Origin of the sequence: Thalassotalea insulae (assembly GCF_030161395.1) — a bacterium.
GTDB classification, from domain to species: domain Bacteria; phylum Pseudomonadota; class Gammaproteobacteria; order Enterobacterales; family Alteromonadaceae; genus Thalassotalea_E; species Thalassotalea_E insulae.
In genome coordinates this window covers 3,420,637-3,445,166 of the sequence record NZ_BSST01000001.1, presented here as the reverse complement: position 1 = coordinate 3,445,166, position 24,530 = coordinate 3,420,637, and the positions used below count along the sequence as shown (strand labels likewise).

Here is a 24,530-nt window from a genome sequence, read left to right as displayed (position 1 = left end):
AAGCTTATCCTTTTGCTGCATTCTTTTTGTCGAAATATATAGAAAGGGTTTTACTCAGGCGCTTGCCTCTAACTTTATCCCCGCTGGCCAGCACAGCACCATTTTCATCAATTAAATAAGCTACAGGATAACCAAACACCATATAATCTTTGATCATCGGGTGTTTACGATCATCTAAAAAGCCATGCTTCCACGGCATAGCCCAGTCGCCTTGTCGAAATTTTTTGATATCGGCAATAGAATCATCCGCAGATAAGCTTAAGATTTCAAAACCTTTGTCATTATATTTAGAGTAAGCCTGATGCAGATCAGGCATTTCTTTAATACAAGGTACACACCAGGTTGCCCAGAAATCCAATAAGTACACCTTGTTGGCAAAGCTCGCTTTATTATAGCTAGTATCAGGATCCGTAATATCTTTTATCGCAAACTCGGGCGATGGCTGCCCTATTGGCAAGCTTTTAGGTTGTAAAATTGTTTTAAAACGCTCAAAGTTTTTCACATGGGCATAATCAGCTAACAGCATTTGGTAATACTTGTCATACTGCTCGTACATTTCACCACGACGATAACTGTAGGCCAGTATCATTAATAGCTCAGCTTTCGCATCGTCATTCGGGTTATCTGACAAAAAATGCTGCACTTTTTGATCTAAGGTATCAGCCTGATTGATAATACCTTGATGATACTCAAGTTCATCACTGGTCATTCCTGCAAGGCGAAGACTCGTGGCAAAACTGACCTCAGGTAAACTCCATAGCCACGACTCACTAGCGATTTCAGCTAGCGTCTGTTGAAACAAGCTATAAGGCTGGCCGTGAATTGCCGTTGACATCGCCAGTAATAATTGAGCTTGCTCAGCATATTGAGGATCTGCCTGCCACGCTTTAATGGTTTCAAGCCCCTCAGGATACACAAATGGTGGGCGTTGAATATCAGATAAATACAAGCGCTGCTCAATCAATAAACGGTTATATTGCGCCATCAAGGTTAAATCCTTATTTTGCTTTGCCGCAAAAGAAGAACTAATTTGCTGTCCTGCCAATAAGCTTTCAGCATTGATTGCATCAATAGCTGGATTATAACGAATAACTAAATTGCCTCCTTTATGTTCGATCACTGAATAAAAATTGCCGCCATTATCATATTCAAAACTTGATGCTCTTGGATTTTCTATCGACATCTTAGCTTTTGAAATACCACGCAGTTGATATTTAACCTCGCCTGCATCTAAAGCAATTGTTGCGGCAAAACTGCCATCATCTTGCACTTCTAACGCATGGCTAGCTTGACTACCATCAGCTGTTAACAATTTAACCGCAACCGTTTCAGGCGCAGTCAGGTATGTGATCGCATCTAAGCTCAAATCAAGATTAGCATCTGAAAGCTCAGTAGCATCTAATAGCAGTTTCATCGGCATATGCCCGACACCAGCCACCATTAATAAATAACGTTGATTCTTATCTAAAATAGCCGAATATGCCCCGCTAGTATCGACATTAATCTGTTGAAAATTTTTATCTGAACCACTTACTAATGGTGTAACTTCAATAATCGCTTGCGCCATAGGCTGATGATCATAGCCAGTGATCTCGCCTGTTATTGTAATTTGACTAGTGTTTTGTTCAATAAATATGCTTTTATCAGCAGGTGAGCACGCCGATAAAAACACAAGTAGACTCATAAAAATGGTATATGGCTTTAAAGCTGATAATAACATTTAATCCCTTATTATTTTTTTTTGATAAATTGTTAATAGTGCTCGATGGTAGCAAAAAGGTAGCTTATTCCCTAGCCTAGCGAGATGAATTTTTAGTAACAAAAATTTTATCGATTTGACACTGCTTGCTTGAGGCTGTTGATTTTTATTTAATAATTATCTGAGAGATATTGCCTGATTGTTATAATAAACGCCACTTTGGCATGACACCAATAGAATACAAAGACTTTCATTTGTTAAGTAACGTTAATTAGCCATCAGCATTTAAACTGACTCCTGATTGCTCAGCTTCAAACTTAGTTTTCAAGTTATAAAGTAATTTATCTGTAATACCTAAAGACGCTGCTGCCTTAGAAACGCTATAACCTTGTTCAGTTAATAATGCTACGGCTTCTTGTTTAAATTCAGCTGTATACTTCTTATTTTTCGTTTTGTCATTTAGCACCTCAATAATTGGATTATTCCATTATTAAAGTGTCCTGTTTGATTATTGCAGATCATGCTGTTGCAATAAGGATAATTCAAACACCATATATAAAACACATCACTAGCCCTCTATCAGCTGGATCATATTGCCATCTGGATCAGTAATTATCGCATTTAGAACGCCAGAATTTGGTTCGGTAAAAGGAGCTACTCTAATAATAACATGCCTTTTTTTAAGTTCAGCTATTGTTTTATCAAGATCACTAATAACAATCCCAAATTTAAATAAGCCTATTGCTTTATAAGGTTTATCAGCGGGAGCAGAAGAAGGTACTGAGTCTTTGTGTTGTTGCAATTCAATCGTCAGCTTGTTGTTGGATAAAATTTTTCCTTTAACGACCGCATCCGGTGATTGAAAATCAGTTATTAAAGCTAAATCAAAAAGGGATTGATACCATTGTGCAGCCTTTGCTATATCAACTACTGTGATGGCAGCAAACGCTTTTTGCTGCACCTTAATTGCTGCTTGTTGCTGTTTAGCACTTGCCATAGCTGTTAACAATGCTAAACAAATAATAACACCTGTTTTTCTCATTATTTTCCCCTTATCCTGCCCTGAAATCACCTCAAACAATATATGGAAATATTATCCGGCTTCCCATGGAGAAACGTTAAAGTGTCTTTTTTTTGCGGCGATTATAATCTTCTATGACTGTGCAAATAAAGTGTTCCCCTGAGTAAGGTTACAATGTGAAAGGGCAACAAGTCGTAAAATCGTATCAATCCACTATAAAAAACGCACTTTCTTTATTAATAGATATTTGTTTACTACATTTATTGAACAAAACATAGACAATGGATGGAACTTAAAATGCGTCACCTTAAATCTATTAATTTTGCCATTGTATTTCTGACTGTTATCGCAATGGGATGTTCAGAAGTAAAAAAAGAAACATCACAAAGTGCTCGTGATAGCGATCTTAATACCGAAGAAAGCCAAGCCATTATCTTATTAAGTGGTTTGCCCACATTAGACACCAAAGATAGCATTGCTATCATTGAACTAGACCCCGAATCCCCTAAATTTGGTCATATTATTTACGAATATGCATTACCCAAATTTGACGCTCCGCTACATCACTTATATTACAGCCCAAATGGCCGACTATATGCCACAGGATTAGGTACGCAATGTAGTTTAGCTGAAATTGCCTTAGTAAGAGATGTCAACGCTACCCCTATAATTACAGGGGTAGACTGTTTAGATACAGGTGGTCAATCAGTGGGTGAAGACATCATGTGGCACAGCGTCAATGACAAACTTTATATGTTTGTGACCTTTATGGGAGGCACTGACGTTAAACAGGCAGATGCAGGGTCGGTAGGTGTTTTTGACCCACAAACAAATAAAGTCATCAAAATAATTGAAGCGCCCAAGAGCCAAGTAGGAGAAGGCAAACCTTACATCATGTATCCCCATGGTATTTCAGCCTATGGTGATCGTATGGTTGTCACCTCTACGGTTCACCCAGATCTTGCCACAGGAATAGGTAATGCCATAACAGTCATTGACTTAAATAGATTCGAGCCGATCGAAAATATCGTAATTGAAGACGCGAAACCCGTTGGCTTTCCGTCGTCTCCGGTCGAAGTGCTGTTTATTCGCCCAAGCATCGTTCAAGACGTTGAACCAGCTGTACTCGTTAATACTATGTTTGGTTTTGAAACGTGGAAAATCCCTTATGACAAACAAAGCAAAGCATTTGGTACGCCTGAAAAATTGTATGATGGCAGTAAAGAAAACACGGGAGTTCCGCTTGAATTTTACGGTAATGAAGAAGAACTCTTTATCAGCCATGCCATTCCTGGTGTTGTCAAACGCTACGATTTAAAGCAATTACCAAACTTAGTGTCTTCTGGCGAAGATATCAAAGGAGAGCTTGGCACCCACCATATGATTTTCTATAAAACGGCGTCAGGAAGAAAAGTTATAGCGCTGCAAAACAACTTATTAAATTTGGGCAATGCAGCAGATAATGACCCAACCGATATCGACTTTATCGCCAAAGTGAACGCTCATTCGATTACCGTCCACGATTTAGCAACAGGAGAGCGTTTGGGAGCGGTTAACTTTAAAGAGCGTTATCAAAAAGGTATAGATAATATTGAAGCGCTCTTTGGTTCAGGGTTTGTTCACCATCATTAGCCGCCATGGTGAGCAATAAAAAAATAATTATTGCGGCGGTATTACTCGCTGCTTTACTGTCAGCAATATTTGCTTATTATAAACATAATCAGCCAGCGCCTACTCAGCTGGCTGATATCACCTTCCCCTTTGTTTTCGGTCGCTTTCAAATACCACAAGACAACCCATTAACCCTAGAGTCAATAAAGTTAGGTAGACGACTGTTTTACGACCCTCGATTGTCTAGTAACAATAAAGTCTCGTGTGCTACTTGCCATAAACAACATCTCGCCTTTACTGATGGCTTATCGCGTTCAGTCGGTGTTTCAGGTAAACCTCTTAAATTTAACGCCATGAGTTTAAGTAACTTGTTGTGGGGTCCTCAGCATTTTTTTTGGAATGGGCGCTCTCCCTCGTTAGAAGATCAAGCATTACAACCTATTCAACATATGGATGAAATGGGCCAAGATCTAAATGAATTAATAGATGAGCTAGAACAAGATGAAACCTACCAAGTCCTTTTTAAACAGGCCTATGGCAGCATTAACAGCATTGCAATAGCAAACGCTTTAGCCAATTTTCAACGTACATTAATTTCATCAAATTCCAAATATGACCAATATTTACGTGGTGAAGTACTGTTAACCCCGCTAGAAGAGCTTGGTAGAAAACTTTTTACCGCACACCCTGATACCAAGGCAAGTTTGCGTGGCGGTAACTGCATAGATTGTCATAGTCAATTTCTCACTAGCGGCTTCAGTACGTTTTATGATGGCTTTAGTAATAATGGTTTAAACAGTGACGACGACTTACCTGCTGGCTTATTTTCAGTTACAGGTAAAGAAGAACATCGTGGGCTATTTAAAACCCCAACATTACGCAATATTGCGGTAACGGGCCCTTACATGCATGATGGTCGATTCGAGACATTAGCGGAAGTTTTACAGCACTATAACGGCGGCATTAAACGAAGCAAAACATTAAGCCCATTAATTGCTGAAGCCGATAACAGCCCCAAAGCGCAGCAAGATCACATTAGTTTAAACTTAACACCAGATGAAGAAAAAGCCATCATCGCATTTCTACACACCCTAACGGATGAAAGCTTCTTAACCAATAAACAATTTTCTAACCCATTTAATGAAGATAACGAACATGAATAACAAAATAGCTTTGTTTTTAACGATAGCAATAATTGCTTTGACGATACTCTTAGTTCGCGACCAAACAGCCACTAAGCAAGTTACCTTACGATTCAGCGCTTATATTGACGGTGTGCCACTGGTTTTACACCATCAAAGCTACCCTAACCCTGGAGGTGAAGGCACTTTCATTATTAGAGAATTACAGTTATTTATCAGTAACATAAGGTTAGTAGGCGACACAAATACCTTTATTGAACCTGAAAGCTACCACTTGGTGAGGTTTGATAATGACAATAACTTTCATCAGATAGTACTGCCTAATATAGACGCCACAGAGTATCAACAAATTGAACTAGCAATAGGCGTAGACCCACAAGCAAATAGCAGCATCACTATTGCAGGCGATCTTGACCCTAATAGCCGTATGGCGTGGAGCTGGGATGTTGGCTATAAATTCCTGTTACTCGAGGGTGTTTTATCACAGCACCAACAACAAATTCCCTTAGTATATCATATCGGTTTCGATGAAAGCTACACTCGCCTAACTTTTCCAATCAATGCGACAAGTGACAACGACAATACACTACTCAACTTTAACTTAGAGCTAAGTCATTTATTTGGCAAAGAAAGCCCTATTGATATGGCCGAGATATCAACCGTAAAATTTGACAAAGACGATGTCGCGCTAATAGCAAAAGGGTTTGAATCTCTCATCAGTTTGGAATAAGAAATTACTCACCTATAAGATGTGATTTAACAATCCAATAAACTTAGAAAATTCTTCAAGCACTTTTCTAAGTTCTATCTCATATTTTGCTGGAAGGGAGCTTCCTAACTTGTAATATCGCCGTTTATTATTATAAACGGCTCGCTGTAATCAAAAATGGGACATAATGCCCGATCAAAAAAGGGTAATCACATTGCCACCACCGCCCTTTTTAAAAAATTAACTCATTGAAATACAAGGTGATTTAAAGCGAATGTATTGACGATATGTTTACTTTAGGACAAAACAACTTTAACCAAATATTTTAACTATCCATTGAAGTCCCAATAATAGTAATGTATACATTTGTGTTATGCTCATATTTACTAGATGATTTTTTATACGACTGCATCGTCACCAATAATCTAGACACTTATCAGCCTTTCTTGGTATAGCTTTTCAACCTCTATTTATTAGCGCCAGTCAAATTAACATTATATGATTGATACCAGGTTTTAAATTCCTCGGCGGGTAATGCCCGACAGTTCAGGTAACCTTGAATAAAATCACAATTCTCTTGCGCTAAAAAGTTGCGCTGTTCTTCCTGTTCAACCCCTTCAGCGATGACTTCCATCCTCAATTTATGAGCCAGTGCGATAATACCTGAAGCAATTGCAGCCCCGTCAGCATCACTAGGCAAGTTTTTGACAAATGTACGGTCAATTTTCAAAGTATCAAATGGGAATTTGGTTAAATAACTCAGTGATGAATATCCGGTACCAAAATCATCAATGGCAAGCGATACGCCTATTTTTCGCAGTTGATTCATAGTGTTCAGGTTTTGCTCTGACTCTTCCGCCAATATGCTTTCTGTCAGCTCAAGTTGTAGACATTCGGGTTTTAATTGATGCACGGTCAAGCAATTATTAACCTGTTGTAGCAAGTCATCATGTTGTAATTGATAGATAGATATGTTGACGGCAATGAATTTGATATCGATTCCTAGTTCCTGCCATTGACGAAATTGCTGACAACTTTGATTGAGGATCCATGACCCCATGCTAAGAATAACCCCGGACTCTTCCGCCAATGGAATAAACTCACTCGGTGGTAATAAACCACGTTCCGGATGCTCCCAGCGAACCAGAGCTTCAACACCGCAAACATGACCATCGGTTAGTGAGATCTGCGGCTGATAATGCAATATCAGCTCGTTATTTTCCATAGCCAGACGTAAATCTCGCTCTAATTCCATACGCCGGGTCAGCTCTGCTTCCATGCCATATTCATAGAACTGAAAATTATCACCACCACCTGCCTTGGCTCTGTACATGGCGGTATCTGCGTGTTTCATCAGGCTGCGTATATTCTCGCCATCAGCCGGGAACAGAGAAATCCCTATGCTAACGGGTACACAAATCGGTTGCTTCATGAAATTAAACGGCTCGCGCATGGCATTACAGACTTTTTGCGCAACCCTTGCAGCCACGGTTGGCGACGGAATATTATCCAGCAATATGGTAAACTCATCCCCGCCGAGCCGTACAACTAAGTCACCGGTACGCACGCAATGGCAAAGTCGCTTGGCCACTGCCTTTAATAACATGTCACCAACATCATGGCCCTGGGTGTCATTAATTAACTTGAATTTATCGAGATCCAGGAACATCAATGCGAGTAAATGTTCTCCTTTCGTTGCCTGTTCCATCGCTTGGTTCACTTTTTCCATAAACAAGGTTCGATTCGGCAAGTTGGTTAATTGATCCTGATAGGCAAGTTTATGAATATGCTGCTCTGCCTGTGCAGTTCGAATCAAATGGACAACGCGGCGACGCATAACATGAAGATTAACAGGTTTTGGTATAAAGTCTGTCGCGCCGCATTCAAACGCTTTTTCAATCATTTTATCGTCATCAGAGGCAGTAAAAATAATGATCAAAGGTTGAGATTCACTCTCAATTGCCAAAATTAGTTTCATGGCATCGAAACCGTTCATTTCCTCCATCATTGCATCCATCAGGATAAGATCCGGCATTTTACGTTGGCACATGCTTAGTGCAATATTGCCGTCACTCGCTTCTTCTAAATAATAATTGTCATGTTCTAGCGATGCTCTTAACGTCAAACGAGTGCTACGATCATCATCAACGATCAGGATATAAGGTTGTTCCTGAGTAAAACTGATTTTACTATTCGATAACGCATCAGTGACGAGCTGCTCAAAATTAATGCTTTTCAATTCCTGAATCAGCTTGTCTTTAACCCTGCTATAGATTAGCTTTAGCTCATCATATTCGCTCAGCATATATTCCTGATCCATATCTTCCAGTTGATGCTCAATATTATGCGCAATGGCTGAAAGCTGACTCGCCCCTAAGGTTGCCGAACTGCCTTTTAATAAATGACTATAGGCTTTAATTTTTCCCATATCTTGCTGTTCAATGGCCTCTTGCAGCTGCTTCAAAGTGACCGGTGTATCCTCCAAAAATGCCTGTACCAGCTTGGCAAAGCTCACGCCTGTTTCTTCTTTCAATTGCGCCAACACATTAAAGTCGATTAACGGTTGAGGGCTGTCGATATGAGGAAGGGCTTCTTTAACAAAAACAGGGGGTTCTTCAAGCCGCTGCTTAGCCTTACCACTAGGCAGCCAATGTGCCAGCTTTTGCTCCAACGGTTTAATAAATAACGGTTTAAGCAAAAAGTCATCCATACCTATGTTAAAGCAACGCTTTTTATCATCGCTACCGGCATCAGCGGTCATCGCAATGATAGGAATATGCTGGCCAACGCCTTGCTGTGCCCTGATACGTGAAGTCGTTTCATAGCCATCCATTACCGGCATATGGCAATCCATAAAAATAAGTGCCACCTGATGTTTAGCCAACAGTTCCAATGCCTCTTTACCATGATTGGCAATAATCGGCTTATGCCCCAGTTTTTCTAACATTGCCGTAACCACGAGTTGATTAGCCCTGTTGTCTTCTACCACCATAATAGAACTGACTGTAGCCGATACATTATCAAGGTCAGCGGTTTGTTCATGTTCACCAAGGGCGACCATTTCTTTCACTTCTGCACTTGATGCAGGTAATTTTCTTTTGTTTAACTGAGCCAACATCAGATGATTGATCACTGCTCCTAACTGCTGAGGTTTTAGCCAGCTCGGCAAGTAATACAAATGATGGATGATGCAGGGGTCATCCTGTTTCCACTTTGCCGAAATTACCAACACAACGGGATCAGCAAACCTCTTTTCTTCGTTAACCTGGCGGAAAAAGCCCTTAACATCAGCTAACATCGCGGAATCAAAAATAAGTATCAAGCGATAAGGCCTACCATTGTCGCTAGCTTGGTGCAGCAAATGCGTGGCCTTACTTATATTGACTGCACTATGGACTGAATAACCTTGTTCAAGCAAGGCCTGACTCTCATTGAGATTGCTGTTGCTACCTTCCAACACTAACAGTGGTGTTTGTAGCTGTTCCAGCGTAACATTCGCTGTTGGTGGATTAATATTTTCAGTGAGCTCCAAATTCACAGTAAACCAAAAACAGCTTCCCTGCCCTAACTGACTTTCAACACCAATTTCCCCTCCCATAATACTGACCAGATGACTGGAAATCGCTAGCCCCAGTCCTGAGCCGCCATAAAGTCTTGTTGTGCTACTATCGGCCTGACTAAACGCCTGAAAAATAAGACGCTGAGCCGATTTCTCTATCCCGATACCGGTATCATATACTGCGACCTTCAATCTGATTTTGTCATCAGCCATGGTTTGCAGACTGATATCAACTAAAATGCAGCCTACGGGGGTAAATTTAGCCGCGTTACCCAGCAAATTAATGATAACCTGTCTAATACGGCCGGCATCGCCAATCAAGTGCTCAGGGATCGCCGGGTCGATACGTACACCAAAGAGCAGGTGTTTACTGTTTAACTGCAACTGCATCAGCTCGCCGATATCACTCAGTAAGCTATGCAAGTTGAAGGACTCGAAACTTAACCGCATCTTAGATGATTCAAGTTTACTAAAGTCCAGTATATCGTTGATAAGTCTTAATAAATGTTCACCAGATTCTCTAGCAATGTTGAGGTAATAATGCTTTTTGGGAGATAGATCCTCATCGTCAACCATCTCCATCATGCCTAAAATACTGTTAAGTGGCGTTCTCAGTTCATGGCTGACCGTGGCGACAAATTGACCTTTCATAGCAGCAGAAGCCAGGGCACTGTCTCTTGCTCGTTCCAGTTCCTGCTGTCGCCTATCTAGTGTGTCCATCATGGTATTGAAAGCCTGTTCCATATGTTTGATGTCTTTCGGCCCCTGCAAACTGGCTCTAACCTTGTTGCTGCCCTGCTCCGCCTGGCGCATATTGCTTGCCAGGCGCTTGAGTGGCCGGGTAACACTATTGGTAATAACAATAAGCCCGAGCAAAAGAATGATTGCCAACGAGCCTGAAGTCATCATATTGGTCAGGGTAATTTCCCGGCTGATTCGATTCAGGCTTTGTTTGCTTTGGATAAGTGCGACAAAGCCTATTAACTCAGACGAAGGGCTTTCACTGGCAAAAGGCGAAGCTTCGGACTCACTATCATTGCTTGAGTATACCGGTGCGTAAAATTCCCAACTGTGTTCATCTTCAAAATATACTGGTTCAGTGCTGGGTAAATCCATTAGTTGCTTGCTCAGTTGTAACTTTGGCGCTTGGCCTTTACTGAGCAGGGCTTTGCCATCTTTACGGTAAATGGTCACACCGATAATATCGGGAAACCCCAGCGCAGCTTGAACTTGCTCCTTCGCCAGCTCTTCACTGGCATACAGCAACGCCAATTTACTGTGTTCGGCAAAATTCTGACTGGTCTTTTTCCCTTGCTGAACAAACTGTTTTATCACGGTTTGTTGTGAACTTCGGGTCGTAACTATAGATGAAACCACAGTCAACAACAGGATGCCCACGGTAAAAGTAAGTGCCAATTGCTGGCGAAAACTCAACTTAGCTAAAAAGAATTGTGATACTTTATCGGTAATTTCCATTATCACCTCTAACTTATGGTAAAGGGTAGACCAACCCATAATGACTTAACTCCGCTTCTGACAAGTGTAGGCCGAGATGCTTGGCTGTGCGTATATTAATCGCAACTTTCACGGCAGAAAGGTATTCTATCTTCGCTTTTTGTCTAGGATCTTTTATACGTTGCATCAGCATTAGCGCTAAGTTTCTTCCCATCAACACATTGTCCGGGAACATGGAAAAAAGAGCTCCTCGCTTAACATCGGGCAGTTTATTGGAAAATACGGTTAATTCATGCTGCCAGGAAAACTCCAAAACATGATTAAAGATCGCCGCATCCATGATCTTGTGATCAGATGCCAGCCACAAGGCATCATGTTTAGGATTCAGCTTCGACAGCAGCTGACGATAAGCCAGCGCTGAATGTGCCAAATCAGCAGCCTGGTACAATTTCAATTTAATACCTAAGGTTGCCGCTGCCTCGATTGCATGGGAAACCCAATATTCTTGATTTACAGGATTGTAAACCAGGTGGATATCTTTACTTGTACCTATTAATTCAACAAAATGGCGCAACATCTTATCTGGATCTGGCAACATGACGATGCCCGAATGATCGCTACCGTTTGCCAACCGACTAATGGCGCCCTGCACCAGAGGAAAATGTTTGCCTGTGCCATTGAGCATAGCTTTAGCCATGCTCCCTAACGGTAAAAAAGCATCGACATTTTGCTCTCGTATCCAATCACCAAGTTTCTGCTTTGAACTTGTTTTATCTAATAAATACAACAAAACCTCTCCAGGAAATTCTTGTTTTATGCCTTCTATAATTTGCTCAAATATTTGGTTATATGGCGCGGAAACTTTAGGGTAAATTATCACCACTTTCTTTTGCTGAAGATAATCAGGTTCAGCAAAAACTGGCAGTACCTGACACAGTAAGCATGCCACCACAAAACGTCGAAGCATCCCCAGATAAATACCTAACTTTAGCCAATCAAGGCAGTTTTGCCTGAGTTGGCCAACAAATTTGCTCTTATCAGGTGTTTGCAAAGAAAAAACAGTGAGTATCGGCATAAATGCATTCCAACCTCATTAAAATTGACGATGAAACTGCACATAAACATTTCTACCCGCCAGAGGTAAATCATTAGGCAAGGCTGCTGCCGGACTCGCCCATTCACTGGGCTCGCGTGCGTCGGTATCCGCCACGTTGGCAATGCGCAGGTCTGCTCCCCAATCACCATTTTCACTAACATAGCTTAACGTCAGGTTGAGCAGCGTATAGTCATCAATTTCCGGGCGACTGTCGCTAGGCTCCCGCAGCCTGTCCATGACCCAATGCAACTGAGTATTAACCATGACTCCAGGCAATAACTGCCAATGACCAGCCAAATAGTATTGTTGCTGTGGCACCTGGCTGGCATCAGCTCTTCCATCATCTTTTTCATAAGAATCTTGCCAGGCATAATTAAACTCCAACTGAAAATCCGAATTAAGCTGCCAGTGGCTTTCAAATTCCAATCCCCGTCCATCTTGACTGCCAACATTTTTGGCGGATTTGGTATTACTATCAACATCGGCGGTAAACTTAATGATATCGCGCCAATCATAATGAAACAGGTTAAGGTTAAAGCTCAGTTGTTCACTGAACCTGTAGTCAAACGCAAGCTCGAAACTGGTTAATTTTTCCGGATCCAGTTCAGGATTTCCCAGCAAAATAGGATTATTAATGGCATTTGTTTCAGCAAAAGAAGGGGCCCTAAATGCCTTGCCATAGAGAAATTTTGTTGTTAATTGCCGTGTACTGGACCAGACCAAGGCTAACCTGGGATTTACGGTATGACCAAAATTTGAATAGTGATCGTATCTGATACCGCCGGTCAACTCCCAGTCATTAGTGAAACTCCAAACATCTTGAATAAAAATATAACTGTTCTTTCTGTCGCCCTCTGTCATGTAGACATAAGGCGTGTCACTCACATCTATCACCTCAGCGCCTGGCGGTAAAAATAATCCGGTGTCAGGGTCTATGCCAAAGTTTTTATGCTCCTGTACCTTATACAAATCGCTCAAGACATAGCCCACGCCGAGACGGATTTGGTGCACTTCAAAACCAGAATAATTCGCTGTGAACATAGCTCTGTAATGACGTTCAAAAGACTCAGGAGTACCGATTAAACCATCAGGAAAAACACCGCCAAAACCGATTAAGGTCAGATCACTACCTTGAGGAAATACCCGCATATAGTTTTCACTTTCAATACTGGTGTCAAAATAACTAAGCTGCGCTTGCAAATCCCAAAACGGTGTTAGCTGCGAGTTGTGATAGGTCAGATCCATATTATAGCGATCACTAGACCAACGGTTCTGTGGATCTAACGCTTCAGCGACCCCTGCACCATTGCCCCAATTTTTCCTTTGCTGTAATCCGGCCCTGAATTGCCAGTTTCCCTTGCTCAAATCAAAACGAATATCCAAGTTCTTGCGAGCTAAACTGACAGAGCCAGGAGCATGTGATGCCTGGGTTCCGCTAAGAAAATCAAGTATCGACTGTAGATCCGATTCAATAACTTCATCCTGTCCCTGGGTATTATGGTATTCCACCACCAATCCCAAGTGCCATTGCTGCCAGCTATGGCTGAACCTGCCCCAAGCATCTTTGGTGCTATAACTGCCAACACCAGCTCCCAGCTGGTTTTGCTCAATATCCTGTGCCGACAGCGTTACTATATTGATAACTCCGGCAAACGCATCTGCGCCATATAACGCCGACCCAGGTCCGCGGATCACTTCAACTCGGTTGATCGCTTTCACTGGCATACCGCCCCAAATCAGGCTGCGATCCCCATGATATAAATTGCTGATGGGAATGCCATTAATCAGCACTAACACCTGAGGGTTAAAGCTCGACTCTATGCCTCGAAATACATAAATGGAATTATACCCAAGAGCATGGCGGTTAACATGAAGACCCGGAATGCTTTCCAATACCTGATCGAGATCCGTCGCCCCCATCGCCTCGATATCTTTAGCATAAATCACAGAAGCGACGGCAGGTGCTTTGGCAATAGATTGCAAATTACCTGTAGCTATACTGATCATATCAGTATCACCATAAACCTCTAGAAAGTCCTGCTCTAGAGATTCCTGCACGACTTCAGCCCCGGCACTGAGTGTCAGGGCAAAAAAACTTAACCCAGCTATTGTTGCCCTATTTTTCATATAACCACCTGAAGTTTTTTGTTATTTACTACCGAGTACTTAGTCTTGATATTTATTCGGCTGCCACACCAAGGAAAAGAGCTAGCTGCTGGATGCTGCCCACAGTCAGTATTAAAAAAAACCGCACCATTCAAATAATGCAGGCTTGGCGTTAGACCCTGTTCAGTACTCAAATTTGCCAATTCGAATTGAACCGACATCTTGTCATCGCTTAGGTTGTTAAAAATAATTTTAGGAGAAGATAAGCATAGCGGAGAAAGCGCTAGCTCTTGACCTGGATATTGATAGCTAAATCTGGGAATAATAGACATAACAAGCATCCCTGTGTTTTAGAACAGTCAGCAAAATGCTAACCAATCCCTGATAGTCGATACTCTTAGTCTAGTAGAAAATTTAAATGCTACGAGTTGTTATACCAATGATTTAGTTTGATAAAGATCAAAAAGTTACCTAACTCTTGTGTTTCCTTTATATTGCCAATCATTACACTCTAAAGTAAATGTTCAACAAATTTTATTCTGAGAACATCATATAATAGTGTTTTCAGCCAAAACTTATACAAATAAAAAAGGGTAATAACATATCTGTTATTACCCTTTCATTAAACTTAGTCTGTTGAAATAATTAGTGATTTTCAGACACCATATTGATGGTATGTTCACTTTAGAATAAAAGTTCGCGTTGCCTTTGAAAACGTAATAATCCAATACAAAGCATCAACAAAATATATCCCATGCTTCCTCCACCACTACCGCCGCCATTACTCGAGTTTTCTTTAGTATCAACTACTGGAGCAGCTTGAACGGAAAGCGTTATTGTACCTTGAGAACTATTTTTTCCATCGCTCACTTCATAAGTAAATGAATCTGAACCTGAATAACCGTTATTTGGTGTGTATGTAAAACTACCATTAGCGGATAAACTAACCGCACCATTAGTCGCATCATTTAACAAGCTATACTGCAAGTTATCACCGTCGACATCTGTTGTAGCTAGTGACCTTGTATATGCACTATTATGGTTTACTGTTGCCGTAAGCGATTCAGCTACTGGTATATCATCTACAGACAATACCGAAACTATAATTTCCTTTTCAATATTATTACCGTAAATATCTTCCAATTTAATAATAAAACTATCTTCACCGTTATAGTTTTCATTTGGCTGATATCTCAATTCCGGTGTTACAGTAACAACACCATTTGATGCACCATCAATTATAGTGATAGTGACATCATCACCTTCTGGATCAGAAAATAGCTGAATTACAGGCAATACTTCATCTTCAGTCACTTCGAATTTATCAGTGTTCACAACAGGGGCATAGTTAAGCGCTGTACGTTGAACTGTTCCACCTGTATATGCGAGGACATTAAAAAACTGACCTTGCATACCAATACCAGTGCCATTCGTTGATAAGCCCATATTTTCATCAATCAAAATAGGCTCACTTGGTTCACTGATATCAAATAACAATGCCCCTTTGCCAAATGCAACTAAATAATTTCCCTCAACATATATTGCCTTCCCAGAGACGCCATATCGCAAAGAATTAATGTCTATTGTCGATACTCTTTTGACATCGTTTAAATCTGAGATATCAAACACAGCTATCTGCCCTAATTCAAGAGTAAATAAATAGTTACTTTTTACCGCTAAATTGCCTCGATAACTATAGCTATCTAATTCGATCGTAGTAATCTTATAAACATCTGTTAAATTTGAAGTATCATACACTTCAATATGACCAAACACCTGAACAAAAAGTTTATTATTGTGTGCTACAGGTGTATTCACCACATCCCAAATGTGAGATTCGATTACTTTCACATGAGCATATGCATTATATTGATCAAAAAAATATAAATCGTCATTAGCTAATAAAACATAACCATTAGATAGAGAAATAACTTCTCCTATTGATGAGCTTGCATATTGATTAAAAATACTAAACCAATCATTCACAAGATCATTATCGTTACCGGGTATTTTTACGTTAAAACCCTGAGCATTATCACTAACTAGCAATAAACGTTCATCATCAATAAATTCTAACCCTTTAAAAGAATTTAAATCACTTGCAGACATATTAATAAAATTTTGCTTTGTAAATTGGTAACTCAGGGTTGTTTCTTTAGGATTTGATATGTCCCAAAGACTAACTGGAGCATAAGCAGAACCAGTTGCCAATTTGCCATTTCTAACAGCAAAATCCGTTACTATGCTCGACTGTGTATAGCTATATAAAACCTTAGGATTTGAATAATCAGCAATATCTACAACCTGAAGCCCTGATTCTTTGCGTGCTATATAAAGCCTATCTCCGTCAATAACAAAGTCTTCGCTCTGCCAGAAACTATAATCATAATTATTTAGTAAATAAGGGGACTCTGGATTCTTTATATCAAAAAACGTTAACTGATAATGATCCGTGCCTATAAGTGTCTCATTCAAAATTTGGGTATACCCCGTAGGCGTGTAATTAGTCTCCAAATCTTCAAAAAGTAGTTCCAATTTATTCGCTGAGATATTTACAACCTGAATTCCTCTATATAAAGGAAACAAGTAAGCTTTAGTGCCATCAAGTTTTATATTCCAATATTGATCTTTAGCTCCAGCAAACACCATTGGTTCAATCTCACCTAAAGCACCACTCTCTGTTAACGCTGTTTTTATAAAACTAGCTTGTCCATCAGGATCAAAAATCACGGCGAGTAAATAATCTTCTGTGAAATCTAATTTATAGAAATCTCCATAAGAAGTTTGTTTATCAGTAGTGTGAGCAATTAATGTAGAAGATTTACTTACAACTTGTCCATCCGCAAATTGAAAATGCTCTATTCTCAACTCACCATCAACAACAGCGGACAGATAAAAATTATCATTATTACCTAAATGAAGCTTAGCATCTCTAAGACTTAGATTTATGTTAAAAAAATCATCAAAAACAAATTTATCATTATCAATAGAAGCAATAACCAAGCATGCACGATAACCAAGTTCAACATAAAATATTAATTTTTCATTAATTTTAGCCATATCCCGGACAGCAGGATTTGAAAAGTCATCATTGATAGTTTCAAAGTCAACTGAATCGGTTTTAATTAACTTATCCTGTTCGATTCGAAAAACATCGACATATTTTCCAAACTCACCTAGTCGAGAATTTGGCGTGGTTACTGCAACGAGGTTTTTATCAATTTTTTCGAGTAACTTATAGCCTTCAGAACCAAACGTATCTACCTCAACGATAGAGGCTGGCTTTTCAATCGCTAACGCATTAAAACCAAAAATTAAAATACTACCAATAAAAAACAATTGTAATTTATTAATAAGAGCTTTAAATAGACTCATTAAACTTCCTTTGTGACTTCCCTAAAACCAAACAAATATCCGTTAAATGCTTAAAATATTTATTAGTAATCAGTAAATAATATGAAAGAAACAAATATTACATTTTGTTAACAACATTGTCTATTGAGTGTTTAATACTTGAGGTGAGCGAATTAGGCTGTATGAATTACTGTGTTTTACTAATTACGGTATGAGGCAGTGAGTTATATTTCTACTCTTTATAATTTCTAAATGAATCCATAGAATAATTAACACTAAATATATTTAATTAAAAAGGATAATAACATACCTGCTATTACCCTTTTTTAAAATTGAATATGTTGAAAATTAGTGATTTTCAGAGACCATATTCACCGTATATTTAGGTATTTCGATCACCAGATCTTCGTCGGCGACGATTGCCTGACAGCTTAAGCGTGATTCAGGCTCTAAGCCCCAAGCTTTATCCAGCATATCATCTTCTAATTCATCACTTTCTTCTAAAGAATCAAAACCTTCGCGAATAATGACATGACAGGTAGTACAGGCGCAGACCTTCTCACAGGCATGTTCGATATCAATATCATTTTTTAAGGCAACATTTAATACACTTTCACCGGTTTCGGCGTCAAGCACAGCCCCATCAGGGCATAACTCTTCATGAGGTAATACGATAATTTTTGGCATCTTATTCTCTAATCTTACTTATTTCTTTAATTACCGGCACTACAGTTCATCAACCGTATGACCAGACAAGGCAGTGCGAATCGACGCATCCATTCTTAGTTCAGCAAATTTAGCCGTTTGCTGGTTAAGCTTCTCTATCGCCGTTTCAATTTTTTCCGGGCTATCTCCTTGGCTTGCTTGCGCTAACTCAGTAATAGCCTGTTCGATGGTTGCAATTTCCTCTGCCGGCAATAATTGGCTATCAGCCGCCAATGCCGATTGTACACCTTCAATCACCCTAGTCGCTTCCACCTGTTGCTCTTTTAACATCCGCGCTTGCATATCTTCTTTAGCATTGGACATCGACGCTTTTAACATTTCTGCTATTTCACTTTCTGCTAAACCAAATGAAGGTTTTACTTCAATGCTCGCTTCAACACCGGTGGATTTCTCCATTGCAGAAACTTCTAATAAACCATCAGCATCTACTTTAAAGGTCACTCGAATGTGCGCAGCACCTGCTGTCATGGCAGGAATGCCACGAAGTTCAAATCGAGCTAACGATCGACAATCATCAACAAGTTCACGCTCGCCTTGTAAGACATGAATTGCCATCGCGGTTTGTCCGTCTTTAAAAGTAGTAAACTCTTGTGCTTTGGCAACAGGAATGGTGGTATTACGGGTGATCACTTTTTCGACTAAGCCGCCCATAGTCTCTAAACCAAGCGATAACGGAATAACATCCAGTAATAACATATCACTGTCCGGTTTATTGCCGGCAAGAATATCCGCCTGTATCGCCGCACCTATCGCAACGACTTTATCAGGATCTATCGAGGTTAATGGTTGCTGTTTAAAATAAGCTTCTACTTCCGTGCGCACTAACGGCACTCGGGTAGAGCCGCCCACCATGACCACTTCTTTGACTTCACACACTTCAACGTCAGCATCTTTAAGCGCTCTACGACATGCACGAACCGTTTTCGTTACCAATGATTTTATTAATCCCTCAAAATCATCACGAGTGATTGTGCATTGCCAGGTGCTGTTATCTGCTAGGTACAAATTGATTTCATGGCTATCATTATTAGTCAGCGCTTCTTTAGCCCGGCAGGCTTGCTCTGTTAACTGACGTTCCATCGACGGCGTTAATGGGCGCTGCAAATTAGCCTGCGCAACTAGATGATCCACTAAGACAACATCAAAATCATCACCACCTAACGCAGAATCACCACCTGTGGCTAATACTTCAAATACCCCTTTATTCAGACGCAAAATGGAAATATCAAAAGTACCACCGCCTAAATCATAAACCGCAATCACACCTTCTTGGCCAGAGTCTAAGCCATAAGCGACGGCCGCCGCTGTTGGTTCATTTAACAAGCGCAACACATTGAGACCGGCAAGCTTTGCCGCATCTTTAGTGCTTTGACGCTGCGCATCATCAAAATACGCCGGTACAGTGATCACTACGCCTGTCAGTTCACCACCTAAGGCCTGTTGCGCTCGTTGATTAAGTGTTTTTAACACTTCTGCTGACACTTGCACCGGATTAATATCACCGCTACGAGTAACAAAGCTTGGGTGGTTTTCATCACCACAAAACTGATAAGGCAATGAATGATATTTAGATTGAATATCGCTTAAGGAGCGGCCAATTAAGCGTTTCGCAGAAACAATGGTATTTTGCGGGTCGGAAACCGCCAGCTCTTTGGCTGGGTGTCCAACGAGAACGTTGTCTGCTTGATAACTAACAATCGAAGGCAAAATATCCTGGCCATTTTCATCCGCTAAGGTTTCTGCTAAACCGCTTTTAACTGTGGCTATTAATGAGTTGGTGGTACCTAAGTCGATACCTGCTGCTAAACGATGCTCATGAGGAACGGTACTTTGACCAGGTTCTGCTATTTGTAATAACGCCATTTGGGGCTCGTTCTGTCAAAAGGTGAAAAGATTATTCGTCGAATAAAAGATCTTCTAATCGATCTAATTCTAGGTGAAGTTTTTGGTAAAACTTTAGTTTTCGCAAGATTTCACTCGCACTTTGGTTGGATGCATCAGAGTTTTCAAGTAACGCTATTTGCATCTCCTTATACAACTGTTCAAACTCAGTTTCCAGCACCTGTGAAACTTCAAAAACAGCAGCATCAATATCGTCAGCAAATTTAACTTCTTCAAGCATTTCACGCAGCTCCATTTGCCGCATTAAGAACGCATTATCACTGAAGGAAGCCTGCTCGCTTGGCATATCGACACCACGCAATTCCAACATATACTGAGCACGCTTCAAAGGCTTTTTCAACGTTTGATAAGCGTCATTAACCTGAGTGGATTTTTTCGCTGCCAGCAGTTTTTCCTGATCTGAGCCATGCGCAAAACGATCTGGATGAACATTTTTTTGAATGGATTGATAACGCTCGGTTAAGGCATCTACATCAATAGCAAATTTTTCTTCTAAACCAAAAATCTCAAAATTGTTCACAAGTTAACCTACTACCTTATTACTGTTACTACTTGCTCGATGTTGAATATCTACTTGCAAAAACTAAGTAGAGTACAACTAGGCGCTGGACTATACGTTAAAGCTTTCACCACACCCACATTCGCCTTTGGCATTTGGGTTAGTAAATTTAAAACCTTCATTCAGGCCTTCTTTAACAAAATCCAGTTCAATGCCATCAAGATAAACCAAACTTTTACCATCAATAATGATATTAACATCATCAATCGCAAATACCTGATCATCTTCATTAAGTTCATCTACAAATTCAAGTACATAGGCCAGACCAGAACAACCTGTGGTTTTAATGCCTAACCTTAAGCCTATGCCTTTACCGCGATTACTCATAAAAGATTTAACACGTTCAGAGGCCGCGGGTGTCATAGTTACACTCATTACAGACTCACCTACTCGCCCTGTTTAGTACGATAATCTTCAATAGCGGCTTTAATTGCATCTTCCGCTAAAATTGAGCAGTGAATCTTCACTGGAGGTAATGCCAATTCTTCAGCAATCGCGGTGTTTTTAATTTCACCCGCTTCATCAATTGATTTACCTTTTACCCACTCAGTGACGAGTGAACTCGAAGCAATTGCAGAACCGCAACCATAGGTTTTAAATTTTGCATCCTCAATAATACCATCATCCGATATTTTAAGTTGCAACTTCATTACATCACCACATGCTGGCGCGCCTACCATTCCTGTCGCAACTTGTGGATCATTTTTATCCATAGAGCCAACATTACGTGGGTTTTCATAATGGTCGATTACTTTTTCGCTATAAGCCATAATTTTCTCTCCTAGTATCGCACTGAGATTAGTGCGCTACCCATTCAACTGATTCTAAATCAACACCGTCTTTGAACATTTCCCAAAGCGGTGACATTTCGCGTAAGTGACCAATCGCTTTTTGAATAATATCAATGGCGTAATCAACTTCTTCTTCGGTTGTAAAACGACCAAAACTAAAGCGAATTGAGCTATGCGCCATTTCGTCATTTAATCCTAATGCGCGTAATACATACGAAGGCTCTAAACTGGCTGATGTACATGCCGAACCAGATGACACCGCTAAGTCTTTTAACGCCATAATCAATGATTCACCTTCAACAAAGTTGAAGCTTACATTAAGGTTACCAGGATAACGTTTGTCAAAATCACCGTTAACAAACACTTGTTCCATTGATTGAAGTCCTTGCCATAAACGATCACGCATTTGGGTCACATGAGCTAAATCTTGTGCCATTTCTTCTTTGGCGATGCGACAAGCCTCACCAAAACCAACTATTTGATGTGTCGGCAAGGTGCCACTACGCATACCGCGCTCATGACCACCACCGTGCATTTGCGCTTCTAAACGAATACGAGGCTTACGGCGAACATAAAGTGCGCCAATACCTTTAGGGCCATACATTTTATGCGCCGAAATTGAAATCAAATCCACTTTTAACGCTTGAGTATCTAAGTTGATTTTACCAGCACTTTGCGCAGCATCGACATGGAATACAATCTTACGGGCACGGCACATTTCACCGATTTCAGCAATGTCTTGAATCACGCCGATTTCGTTATTAACATGCATGATACTCACTAACACTGTATCGTCACGCATGGCTGCTTCAAGCTTATTTAAATCGATTAAGCCATTATCTTCCGGATCTAAATAAGTCACTTCAAAACCTTGGCGTTCTAATTCACGGCAAGTATCTAATACCGCTTTATGCTCGGTTTTACAGGTAATAATGTGCTTACCTTTTTTGCTATAGAAGTTTGCAACGCCTTTAATTGCTAAATTATCAGACTCAGTTGCTCCAGACGTGAAAACAATCTCACGCGGATCAGCATTAATTAGCTCAGCCACTTGATTACGAGCAATATCCACCGCTTCTTCAGCCTGCCAACCAAACTTATGAGAGCGAGAGGCAGGGTTGCCATAAAAGCCATCGGTGGTCATATATTGCATCATTTTTTCAGCAACACGCTTATCTACTGGTGTTGTTGCTGAATAATCGAAATAAATAGGAAGCTTCATTTGGTTAACTTTCTCCAACTAATTCACTGTACTGCGCTAACAGTCGTGGACAATATTTGTGGTTGCAATTAAGGTTTCTAACGAATGTTTAGATTCTTGACGTTGCTGTTCATCTTGTCTTTGAGAAACCAGTTTTACATTTCTTTGTTCAACAAGTTCTGACAAAGTAATGCCTTGCAAGAACTCTTCAATACGCTGGCTTAGATCCGCCCAGAGCGAATGGGTTAAGCATTGATTACCTGACTGGCAATTACCTGTTCCACCACACTTTGTTGCATTAACACTTTCATCTACCGCACCAATCACATCAGCAACCGCAATTTGAGCGGAACATCTGCCAAGGCGATATCCGCCACCGGGGCCTCGGATACTAGTAACTAAACCATGTTTGCGTAAACGGGAAAATAACTGCTCTAGATAGGATAAAGAAATACCTTGGCGTTCTGAAATATCAGCCAAAGACACTGGCCCTGTTGCCGCATGAATGGCAACATCAAGCATAGCAGTTACGGCATAACGCCCTTTTGATGTCAGTTTCATTCTTTACCCCAGTTAAATCGCCGCGCAATTTTACATAACCTTACAAAATAGTCAAATAAATACCTGACTATAATACTCAAGTATTCTATCTAGTATGACCTAAGAACTCAACTAATACTTGAGTAATTTAGTCAAGTATTAGTGATTATTTTGAATAAAATAGAATGTTAACTTATATCAGCTAATTTTTTATTGATTTAGTTCATTAAATTTCAGGATCAAAAGATTCAACATGCTCTTGACGGCGCTGAGCGGCAGCTTTTTCATCTTCAACAAATTCACCCACTCTTAATTCAGGTAAAGCTTCTTGACACACTTCGCCGCCGAGTTGATTCACTTCTTTGCATAAACTCGCCACTTTATCATCCATCAAATGCATATGATCTAATAAACGACCAATCGCTTTGGCAACTGGGTCTGGGTTATCGGCAGAAACCGCATAGGCGTCAAAACCAAATTTTTTCGCTGCCGCCTGGCGTTTCTCTTCAGCAGCATCAGTAGGTTTGGCATTAACAATACGCCCAGGTATGCCAACAGCAGTTGCATTGGCCGGTAGATCTTTCACTACAACAGAGTTAGAGCCGACTTTACCACCTTTGCCGATAATAATAGGGCCCAACACTTGCGCCCCGGCACCAATAACGACATTGTCTTCTAAGGTAGGATGACGCTTACCACCATTCCAACTAACACCACCTAAGGTGACACCATGATAAATAGTGACATCATCACCTATTTCTGCAGTTTCTCCAATGACAACCCCCATACCATGATCGATAAAAAAGCGTCGTCCTAACGTTGCACCAGGATGAATTTCTACCCCGGTTAACCAGCGGGAAAATGTTGAGAGCATTCGGGCAAGTAACTTCCAATCTGCCAGCCAAAGCTTATGACTTAACCTATGGATCCAAATCGCATGCATGCCCGGATAATTGGTGAGTACTTCAAAGGTAGTGCGCGCTGCAGGATCTCTATCAAAGACACTTTTGATATCTTCTTTGATACGGCTAAACATAATAACAATTTCCTTAAACTTTC

The 24,530-nt window shown here is 40.4% G+C and carries 19 protein-coding genes; 3 read left to right on the top strand and 16 right to left on the bottom strand.

Annotated elements, in window-relative coordinates; translation table 11 throughout:
- Window positions 1-4 precede the first annotated feature (4 nt).
- The 3 genes from QQK06_RS15490 to QQK06_RS15480 all read right to left on the bottom strand — a co-directional run bounded on the left by QQK06_RS15490 (window position 5) and on the right by QQK06_RS15480 (window position 2,771).
- Window positions 5-1,720, bottom strand: coding sequence for a TlpA family protein disulfide reductase (locus QQK06_RS15490; RefSeq protein WP_284245672.1), 1,716 nt, complete (start codon window positions 1,718-1,720; stop codon window positions 5-7).
- 250 nt (window positions 1,721-1,970) lie between these two features.
- Window positions 1,971-2,165 (bottom strand): transposase, encoded by a 195-nt coding sequence (locus QQK06_RS15485; protein WP_284245671.1) that lies wholly within the window; start codon window positions 2,163-2,165, stop codon window positions 1,971-1,973.
- A 102-nt stretch (window positions 2,166-2,267) separates the two neighbouring features.
- Window positions 2,268-2,771 (bottom strand): VOC family protein, encoded by a 504-nt coding sequence (locus tag QQK06_RS15480; protein ID WP_284246635.1) that lies wholly within the window; start codon window positions 2,769-2,771, stop codon window positions 2,268-2,270.
- Window positions 2,772-3,017: 246 nt separating this feature from the next.
- On the opposite strand from QQK06_RS15480, the gene QQK06_RS15475 reads away from it, so the two are divergent.
- From QQK06_RS15475 to QQK06_RS15465, 3 genes are read left to right on the top strand one after another with little or no spacing between them, the layout of a single operon-like run.
- Entirely contained in the window at window positions 3,018-4,352 is a 1,335-nt protein-coding gene (locus tag QQK06_RS15475) for a hypothetical protein (RefSeq protein WP_284245670.1), read from the top strand.
- Window positions 4,353-4,357: 5 nt separating this feature from the next.
- Complete coding sequence (locus tag QQK06_RS15470) at window positions 4,358-5,494, top strand: cytochrome-c peroxidase (RefSeq protein ID WP_284245669.1); 1,137 nt, start codon at window positions 4,358-4,360, stop codon at window positions 5,492-5,494.
- A complete protein-coding gene (locus QQK06_RS15465) occupies window positions 5,487-6,203 on the top strand; it encodes an MbnP family protein (RefSeq protein WP_284245668.1) in 717 nt (238 codons plus the stop codon). The genes QQK06_RS15470 and QQK06_RS15465 overlap by 8 nt, the downstream gene beginning before the upstream one ends.
- A 445-nt stretch (window positions 6,204-6,648) precedes the next feature.
- On the opposite strand, the gene QQK06_RS15460 is transcribed toward QQK06_RS15465, so the two are convergent.
- The 13 genes from QQK06_RS15460 to cysE all read right to left on the bottom strand — a co-directional run bounded on the left by QQK06_RS15460 (window position 6,649) and on the right by cysE (window position 24,507).
- Window positions 6,649-11,217 carry an EAL domain-containing protein gene (locus tag QQK06_RS15460; protein WP_284245667.1) on the bottom strand — a complete coding sequence of 1,523 codons (4,569 nt, stop codon included), beginning with the start codon at window positions 11,215-11,217 and terminating at the stop codon, window positions 6,649-6,651.
- A gap of 13 nt (window positions 11,218-11,230) precedes the next feature.
- On the bottom strand, window positions 11,231-12,271 hold the full coding sequence (locus tag QQK06_RS15455; protein WP_284245666.1) for an ABC transporter substrate-binding protein: 1,041 nt from the start codon (window positions 12,269-12,271) through the stop codon (window positions 11,231-11,233).
- A gap of 18 nt (window positions 12,272-12,289) precedes the next feature.
- Window positions 12,290-14,419 (bottom strand): TonB-dependent receptor plug domain-containing protein, encoded by a 2,130-nt coding sequence (locus QQK06_RS15450; RefSeq protein ID WP_284245665.1) that lies wholly within the window; start codon window positions 14,417-14,419, stop codon window positions 12,290-12,292.
- A complete protein-coding gene (locus QQK06_RS15445) occupies window positions 14,416-14,730 on the bottom strand; it encodes a hypothetical protein (RefSeq protein ID WP_284245664.1) in 315 nt (104 codons plus the stop codon). Before QQK06_RS15445 ends, QQK06_RS15450 begins: the two co-directional genes overlap by 4 nt.
- A 352-nt stretch (window positions 14,731-15,082) precedes the next feature.
- Window positions 15,083-17,773, bottom strand: a complete 2,691-nt coding sequence (locus QQK06_RS15440) for an Ig-like domain-containing protein (RefSeq protein ID WP_284245663.1) — start codon at window positions 17,771-17,773, stop codon at window positions 15,083-15,085.
- Between the two features lie 327 nt (window positions 17,774-18,100).
- Complete coding sequence (gene fdx / locus QQK06_RS15435; RefSeq protein WP_284245662.1) at window positions 18,101-18,439, bottom strand: ISC system 2Fe-2S type ferredoxin; 339 nt, start codon at window positions 18,437-18,439, stop codon at window positions 18,101-18,103.
- Between the two features lie 39 nt (window positions 18,440-18,478).
- A complete protein-coding gene (gene hscA, locus QQK06_RS15430; RefSeq protein WP_284245661.1) occupies window positions 18,479-20,341 on the bottom strand; it encodes a Fe-S protein assembly chaperone HscA in 1,863 nt (620 codons plus the stop codon).
- 31 nt (window positions 20,342-20,372) lie between these two features.
- A complete protein-coding gene (gene hscB / locus QQK06_RS15425; protein ID WP_284245660.1) occupies window positions 20,373-20,900 on the bottom strand; it encodes a co-chaperone HscB in 528 nt (175 codons plus the stop codon).
- A 90-nt stretch (window positions 20,901-20,990) separates the two neighbouring features.
- Window positions 20,991-21,314, bottom strand: coding sequence for an iron-sulfur cluster assembly protein IscA (gene iscA / locus QQK06_RS15420; protein ID WP_284245659.1), 324 nt, complete (start codon window positions 21,312-21,314; stop codon window positions 20,991-20,993).
- Window positions 21,315-21,325: 11 nt separating this feature from the next.
- Window positions 21,326-21,709, bottom strand: a complete 384-nt coding sequence (gene iscU, locus QQK06_RS15415) for a Fe-S cluster assembly scaffold IscU (RefSeq protein ID WP_284245658.1) — start codon at window positions 21,707-21,709, stop codon at window positions 21,326-21,328.
- A gap of 28 nt (window positions 21,710-21,737) precedes the next feature.
- A complete protein-coding gene (locus QQK06_RS15410) occupies window positions 21,738-22,952 on the bottom strand; it encodes an IscS subfamily cysteine desulfurase (protein ID WP_284245657.1) in 1,215 nt (404 codons plus the stop codon).
- Window positions 22,953-22,988: 36 nt separating this feature from the next.
- On the bottom strand, window positions 22,989-23,492 hold the full coding sequence (gene iscR / locus QQK06_RS15405; RefSeq protein WP_284245656.1) for a Fe-S cluster assembly transcriptional regulator IscR: 504 nt from the start codon (window positions 23,490-23,492) through the stop codon (window positions 22,989-22,991).
- Window positions 23,493-23,697: 205 nt separating this feature from the next.
- Window positions 23,698-24,507: a serine O-acetyltransferase gene (gene cysE / locus QQK06_RS15400; RefSeq protein WP_284245655.1), complete on the bottom strand. Its 810-nt coding sequence runs from the start codon at window positions 24,505-24,507 to the stop codon at window positions 23,698-23,700.
- Window positions 24,508-24,530: the final 23 nt, after the last annotated feature.

Coding starts and splice junctions, on each gene's coding strand:
- QQK06_RS15475 (WP_284245670.1), top strand. CDS start 3,018: ATGCGTCACCTTAAATCTATTAATTTTGCCATTGTATTTCTGACTGTT.
- QQK06_RS15450 (WP_284245665.1), bottom strand. CDS start 14,419: ATGAAAAATAGGGCAACAATAGCTGGGTTAAGTTTTTTTGCCCTGACA.
- QQK06_RS15445 (WP_284245664.1), bottom strand. CDS start 14,730: ATGTCTATTATTCCCAGATTTAGCTATCAATATCCAGGTCAAGAGCTA.
- QQK06_RS15490 (WP_284245672.1), bottom strand. CDS start 1,720: ATGTTATTATCAGCTTTAAAGCCATATACCATTTTTATGAGTCTACTT.
- fdx (WP_284245662.1), bottom strand. CDS start 18,439: ATGCCAAAAATTATCGTATTACCTCATGAAGAGTTATGCCCTGATGGG.
- QQK06_RS15455 (WP_284245666.1), bottom strand. CDS start 12,271: ATGCCGATACTCACTGTTTTTTCTTTGCAAACACCTGATAAGAGCAAA.
- cysE (WP_284245655.1), bottom strand. CDS start 24,507: ATGTTTAGCCGTATCAAAGAAGATATCAAAAGTGTCTTTGATAGAGAT.
- iscA (WP_284245659.1), bottom strand. CDS start 21,314: ATGAGTGTAACTATGACACCCGCGGCCTCTGAACGTGTTAAATCTTTT.
- iscU (WP_284245658.1), bottom strand. CDS start 21,709: ATGGCTTATAGCGAAAAAGTAATCGACCATTATGAAAACCCACGTAAT.
- QQK06_RS15460 (WP_284245667.1), bottom strand. CDS start 11,217: ATGGAAATTACCGATAAAGTATCACAATTCTTTTTAGCTAAGTTGAGT.
- iscR (WP_284245656.1), bottom strand. CDS start 23,492: ATGAAACTGACATCAAAAGGGCGTTATGCCGTAACTGCTATGCTTGAT.
- QQK06_RS15465 (WP_284245668.1), top strand. CDS start 5,487: ATGAATAACAAAATAGCTTTGTTTTTAACGATAGCAATAATTGCTTTG.
- QQK06_RS15470 (WP_284245669.1), top strand. CDS start 4,358: ATGGTGAGCAATAAAAAAATAATTATTGCGGCGGTATTACTCGCTGCT.
- hscA (WP_284245661.1), bottom strand. CDS start 20,341: ATGGCGTTATTACAAATAGCAGAACCTGGTCAAAGTACCGTTCCTCAT.
- QQK06_RS15440 (WP_284245663.1), bottom strand. CDS start 17,773: ATGAGTCTATTTAAAGCTCTTATTAATAAATTACAATTGTTTTTTATT.
- QQK06_RS15410 (WP_284245657.1), bottom strand. CDS start 22,952: ATGAAGCTTCCTATTTATTTCGATTATTCAGCAACAACACCAGTAGAT.